Below are 5669 nucleotides of genomic sequence, written 5' to 3'. Positions count from 1 at the left end.
CGCTAGGGTAAGCTGCGCGTTCCACCGTTAAAGCCTAAAACATTTCCCATGGTTAGGGCCTCAGACAGCCTCTAAGACCAAAAGAAGCAATCAAAGCAACGCCTTCAGAACCTGGACTAGGGTTGGGATTCCTATTATATAAGGTAAGTCACCAATTGGGGCAACCAGCGCTTCAAAAAGGTAAACCGAGTCACCCCTACCCGCCGGATAAGCAGGAACAGGCCAGCCTGACGGTCTTGGGGCAAGCCGAATTGATGGCCAAGGCGGGAGTTTAGGCATGAAAGACTTTAGTTTTGCCCCTAGAGGGGCGGCGTGAAGCGCCCGTCGGCGGCCGTCCACCCTCCGTCGACGTACAGGATGATCCCGGTGATGTACGAAGCGGCGTCTGAGGCCAAGAAGACCACGGCTCCAGCAAGTTCCTCGGGCTTGCCCCAGCGGCCAAAGACACTTTTCTGCGCGTAGGCGTCGTACCACGTCTGATCCTTGCGAATTTGAGCTGTCAGTGGAGTGTCGATGACTCCCGGGCCGATAGCGTTGACCCGCACGTTCCTGGAGCCCAGTTCGCTGGCTAGGCCACGCAGCATTTGCAGGGTACCTGCTTTGGTCGCGGCGTAGATGCTTTGCCCAGGCTCGACCACCTGAGAACGTACGCTGGAAAAAGCCATCACGCTGCCACCTCCCTGATCGGACATGAGGCGTCCGGCACTCTGAAGCAGATTGAAGGTGCCGCCCATGTTAACCCGCACGACCCGTTCGAATTCGTCCTGAGTATAATCCAGCAGAGGCTTACGTACATTGATGCTAGGACTACTCACTGCGATGTCGAGGTGACCATGTCGACGGGCGATATCAGTCACGGTGTCTTTCACGGCAGCCGCGTCAGTCAGGTCCAGGACACGGCTCTCGGCACTGCCTCCCTGTGCGGTGATGGTACCGACGACCTGCTCCGCCCCTTCACTGTTGAGGTCTGCCACGACGACGTGTGCGCCGTTGGCGGCCAGAGCCTGGGCACTGGCCTCGCCGATACCACTCGCGCCACCGACGAGAAGGGCTACTTTGCCGTCAAGCCGAAACATCTTGCTGTAATCCATACCTGTTCTCCTTGTTAAGCGGGGTTAAGTGGGGGATTGCTTACCTGGAGATCTAGGGCTCCGCGCCCCCGCTGGAAAGGGCTTGGAGGAGGGCGTCCCCGACCTCACTGGTCCGGGCACTACCCCCGAGGTCCGGAGTGAAGATCTGCTGCCGCGTCACCTCCTCGATGGCCTGCTCGATGCGCTGCGCGGCCCGGTGCTCTCCCAGATGGTCCAGCATCAGGGCCGCGCAGGCTACCGCCCCCAGCGGATTGGCTTTGCCCTGTCCAGCAATGTCGGGGGCCGACCCGTGAACCGGCTCGAAAAGGGCCAAACGCTGCCCAGGGCACAGATTGGCACTGGAAGCCAGCCCTAGACTGCCCTGCAAGCCTGCCCCCAAATCGGTCAGGATGTCACCGAAGAGATTAGATCCCACCACCACATCGAAACGCGACGGATGTTTGACCAGTTGGTACGCAACGGCGTCGACGTGCATCTTCTCGAAGCGCACCTGCGGATAGCGCGCCGCAACTTCACTGGCAACCTCGTCCCAAAGCGTGAAAGCGTGTTGTAGGGCGTTCGATTTGGTCACGCTGGTGACCAGCGAACCCGGGCGTGCCAGCGTGAAGGCGTATTCCACGACCCGCTCGATCCCGCGCCGGGTAAAAACTCCGGTCTGCACGGCAAGTTCATGAGCGCCGTGTCCCTGACGGCCACCCAGGCCAGCATATTCGCCTTCCGTGTTTTCACGGATGAACTGGAAGTGTGGTGGGGCCGTACCGCTTCTTAGTGGTCCGGTCACTCCCGGATAGAGCCGGATCGGACGCAAATTGACATACAGATCGAGCTGACGGCGCATTGGTAGGATCAAGCCCCAGACAGTCAGATCATCGGGCAAGTCGGGTCGACCAACGGCTCCGAAATAGATGCTATCGAAGCCGCGCAGAGTTTCGATAGCATTCTCCGGCATCATGCTTCCGTGGCGGTCATAGTAGCTGCTGCCCCAGTCGAGTTCTTCCAGTTCCAACTCGAATTGGCCCGAGTTGCCCGCTTCAGCGGCGACCACCCGCAGCACCCTGAGACCCTCATTAACCACTTCCGGGCCAATTCCGTCACCGGCAATCACAGCAATTCTGTATCTGTTCATTCAGTTCCTTTGGCCCAGCAGGTCGCGCAGGCCGTCACCCAGTAGATTGAAGCCCAGCACTACGGCAGCGACAGCGAGACCGGGAAAGATGGTGGGGCCGGGAGAAAGCATCATGAAACTCTGGGACTCGCGTAACATCCGCCCCCAGCTGGCGGCCGGCGGCTGAATGCCCAGGCCCAGGTAGGACAAGCTCGCCTCGATCAGCACGGCGGCTCCCATCGTCAGGCTGGCCTGCACGATCATGGGTCCCAGAATGTTGGGGAGAACATGCTGTAACAGCACCCGGCGCTGCCGCGCTCCTAGGGCCTGCGCCGCTTCGACGTAGGGCATGACCCGCACCTGCAAGACGCTGGCCCGCGCTACTCGGCTAAAGGCGGGTATGGCAGCGATACCGACAGCAGTCATGGCGCTGACCAGTCCAGGGCCCCAGGCGGTCACCAGCAGCATGGCCAGAAGCAGCGCGGGCAGAGAATACAGCGCTTCGAGCAGCAGCATGATCGTCCGGTCTACTCGCCCACCAAAGTAACCCGCTAACAGCCCGAAGATCAGCCCACTGCCCAGGCCGATACTGACGGCGACTGTGCCGACCAGCAAAGAGGCCCTTGCGCCGACCAGAATACGGGCCAGTAGATCGCGGCCATACTGATCGGTGCCCAGCACATGGCTGGTGCTGGGTGCCTGTAGCCGCGAAAGCATGTCCTGAGCGTCTGGATCGGCTGGAAGCCACACTAGGCTAAGCAGCGCCATCAGGACAATGATGCCGACCAGCAGACCGCCCACGCGCAGGGCAGGGGGGAGCCGCTGCCAGCGCCGCCTCTGTTTGACCGGTTTTTCTAAAGAGGCAGGACTGGGCGAATTAGCCATAACTGATCCTTGGGTCAAGCAGACCGTAAGAAAGATCGACGATGAGATTGACCAGCACGACCAGCGCCGAGAGCACCAGGACTACGCCCTGCACCATCGGGTAGTCGCGGGCTTCGATACCGCTCAGGATCAGCGTCCCGAAGCCGGGCAGCGAGAAGACCGCTTCGACGATCACGGTAGCCGTCAAAAGCTCGGCGAACTGTACTCCCAGGACAGTCACAATGGGGATCAGCGCGTTGCGCAGGGCGTGGCGGTACAGCACCCGCCGTTCGGAAACACCCTTGGCCCGCGCCGTGCGGACATAGTCCTGCGACAGCGAGTCCAGGAGGCTGGAACGCACCATCCGGGCCAGGATCGCGACGCGGGTCAGGGTCAGGGTCGCCACAGGCAGCACCAGGGCGAGGGCGGCGCGTCCCGGCTCCTGCCAGCCCGGAAACCCGCCCGAAGGCAACCAGTGTAGCCTGACTGCGAAGGCAAGCATAAGCATCAGCCCGACCCAGAAACTCGGCAGCGCCGAGAGCAGCACGGCGCCCGCCGTGATCCAGGTGTCGCGTCCGCTGCGTGCCTGGGCAGCGCGGGCAGCGGCACTCCCCAGCCACAGGGCCAGCAGGCTGGAGATCACCAGCGTCAGACCGATCAGCGGCAGGCTCAGGCTCAGGCGTTCGCGCAGCAGCCGACTGACCGGCGCGTCGTAGCGAATCGACTGATTCAAGTCGCCGTGGAGCGCTCCAGTCACCCAGTGGACAAACCGCAGCGGTGGCGGCTGATCCAGTCCCAGCTGATGACGCAGCTGGGCCAGGGCCGTGGGCGAGGCGTCCAGCCCCAGCAGCGTCTGCGCCGGATCACCGGGAATGGTCAACAGGATGCCGAACACCAGTGCGGCGGCCAGGAGCAACGTAATGGCCGCTCCGAGCAGGCGCTGGAACACGTAATTCAGCATTCTTCAGGGCCTATTTGCGGAGGTAGGTCTGCGTCACATTCAAACTGGGCAGGGGATGATCGTTCCACCAGCCTCCGACCCGGTTTTTCAGGGCTGCCATGTAAGGCAATTCCTGCACCCAGACGTTCACTGCGTCATCGGCGAGTTGCTTTTGCAGGGCGCGCATCGAGATACAGGCCGCGCTGCGGTTGGTGGTGCGCTGGTATTTCTCGAATTTATCGCGGAATTTCTGGTTGTCGTAGTGGAAGTAGTAGTTCTTGTTGGCATAGATGCCGATGTCGTTGGGTTCAGCGTGACCGATGACGCTCATATCGTAGTCCCCACCCTGGAAGACCTGCTTAAGCCAGGTGCTGAAATCGACCAGCTTGATCTCGGTCTGAATCCCAGCCCTGTTGAGCTGAGCTGCGACCGCCTGCCCGGTGCGAACCGCGTAGACGTACTGTGAGGGCAGCGTCAGCGTGATCTTAAGGGGCTTCTGGGCTGTATAGCCTGCCTGTTGCAGCAGCGAGCGGCTGAGTTGCAAGTTGGGTTTGTACTGGCCGCTGAGGTCGTAATAACAGCTTTCGTTCGGGGTGCGGTGAGTTCCCAGCAGCGTGCCGTTGCCGAGCATAACTCCTTGGAGCAGCGCGTTTTTGTCGATAGCGTACTGCACGGCCTTGCGAACCCGAATATCGTTGAACGGGGCGCGGGCATTGTTCATGCTGACGGTGAGCTTGTTGGTCGAGCTGCCCACGATCACCTTGAAATTGCTGTCCTGCTTGAGGCTCAGGGCATTTTCGGGGGCCAGGCCGCTGCCGATCACGTCAATGTCTCCGGAGCGCAGCGCCGCGAGTTGCGCGTTGGGATCCGAGATAAAGCGGAAGGTAACCCCGTCGAGATAGGGCAGGGTCTTGACGTAATAGTTCGGATTGCGCTCTAGCGTAACGGCGCTGCCACGCTGCCAGGAAACGAACTTGAAGGGGCCGGTGCCTACCGGGGCAGACTTCATGGCGTCCGTTTTGCCCTCGGGCATGATGACCGAGTCGGCGCGGGCCAGATTGAACAGGAAGTCGGCGTTTGGACGGCTAAGCACGATGACTACCGTATTGGGGCCGCTCGCGCTGACGCTGACCATATCGGCGTAATACTCGGCGTGGGTGTGGCCCGATTTGGGGTCCATGGCCCGCTTGAGCGCCGCGATCACGTCGCTAGGCCCGAAAGCACTCCCGTCGTGGAATTTGACCCCCTGGCGCAGAACGAAGGTGTAGGTCTTTGCATCTGCGGAAACCTGGTAGCGGGTCGCCAGCGACGGTTCGATCTTGCCCGACGGCGCAATTTTGACCAGTCCTTGCAGGACATTGTCGTACATGATGCTGCTGATTTCCGCCGAGGTACTGCTGGTCGGGTCGAGCATGGGGGGTTCGGCGCTAGTGGAAATGGTCAGTCGACCACCCTGAGTGGGCTGTTCCTGGGCGTAGGCCGCACTACCGAGTAGAGCGAGGGTGAGGGCAAGGCTCAGCCTGAAGTCAGGGGTTGAAATCATTCTTTATTCTCCAATGGTACGGTTAGAAAAAGGGTGGCCGCCGCTGCATAGATCCGGGCTGAACGGATCAGGTGCTTCACCTCGACGTACTCGTCGACCTGATGCGGAATGTCACGCCCCGTCCCG

The 5669-nt window shown here is 61.1% G+C and carries 5 protein-coding genes; all 5 read right to left on the bottom strand.

The genetic code is table 11. The features are described from left to right. Positions 1-299: 299 nt before the first annotated feature. From QZ269_RS11610 to QZ269_RS11590, 5 genes are read right to left on the bottom strand one after another with little or no spacing between them, the layout of a single operon-like run. The gene (locus QZ269_RS11610) at positions 300-1091 is read right to left on the bottom strand and encodes an SDR family NAD(P)-dependent oxidoreductase (protein ID WP_291426868.1); all 792 of its coding nucleotides are present in this window, start codon (positions 1089-1091) and stop codon (positions 300-302) included. 52 nt (positions 1092-1143) lie between these two features. Further along, on the bottom strand, positions 1144-2217 hold the full coding sequence (locus tag QZ269_RS11605; RefSeq protein ID WP_291426867.1) for an isocitrate/isopropylmalate dehydrogenase family protein: 1074 nt from the start codon (positions 2215-2217) through the stop codon (positions 1144-1146). After that, positions 2218-3081: an ABC transporter permease gene (locus tag QZ269_RS11600; RefSeq protein ID WP_291426866.1), complete on the bottom strand. Its 864-nt coding sequence runs from the start codon at positions 3079-3081 to the stop codon at positions 2218-2220. Further along, positions 3074-4021, bottom strand: a complete 948-nt coding sequence (locus QZ269_RS11595) for an ABC transporter permease (protein ID WP_291426865.1) — start codon at positions 4019-4021, stop codon at positions 3074-3076. The genes QZ269_RS11600 and QZ269_RS11595 overlap by 8 nt, the downstream gene beginning before the upstream one ends. 10 nt (positions 4022-4031) lie before the next feature. Next, positions 4032-5543, bottom strand: a complete 1512-nt coding sequence (locus tag QZ269_RS11590; protein WP_291426864.1) for an ABC transporter substrate-binding protein — start codon at positions 5541-5543, stop codon at positions 4032-4034. Positions 5544-5669: the final 126 nt, after the last annotated feature.

Origin of the sequence: Deinococcus sp. (genome assembly GCF_018260405.1) — a bacterium.
Lineage (GTDB): Bacteria > Deinococcota > Deinococci > Deinococcales > Deinococcaceae > Deinococcus.
The sequence above is the reverse complement of the archived record's forward strand: the minus strand, read 5'-3'. Positions and strand labels throughout refer to the sequence as shown.